This is a genomic window from Runella sp. R0.1_18 (assembly GCF_057652155.1).
The window spans coordinates 1-384 of record NZ_JBYFCK010000110.1; the positions used below are offsets into that span (position 1 = coordinate 1).

Consider the following 384-nt stretch of genomic DNA (forward strand, 5'->3'; position numbering starts at 1 on the left):
AAAATTGGCATTACTAGATTTTTGCCATTTCACCACACTCCCTGTTTGGCCCGACAAACTAATATCTAACGGAGAAGTCCCCGAACATATCGTTTGAGCTGAACTTACCGTACCGCCCACACTTTTTTGAACTGTCACAGAACCCATGATATTGCTAGATTCACAGTTGGTGATTGTATTTTTCACCGTGAGAGTGAAAGGAATCGCACTACCCGATGCCGCATTGCTTAAATTAACCGTAATAGGGTTAGACAAATTCCCATCGGTAACGGGGGTAATACCTGACCCTACAATCGAATACTTTTGTGGAGATTGCGTAGGATTGGTATAAGGAATTGAAAACGACATCGCCCCCTCACAGATAGTAGAAATGTTGCCCAATGT

The 384-nt window shown here is 43.0% G+C and carries 1 protein-coding gene; it reads right to left on the reverse strand.

The genetic code is table 11. The annotated features are described in order from the left end of the window. On the reverse strand, window positions 1-384 hold a 384-nt coding region (locus tag AC23P2_RS31290; RefSeq protein WP_487776819.1), incomplete at both ends, for a hypothetical protein.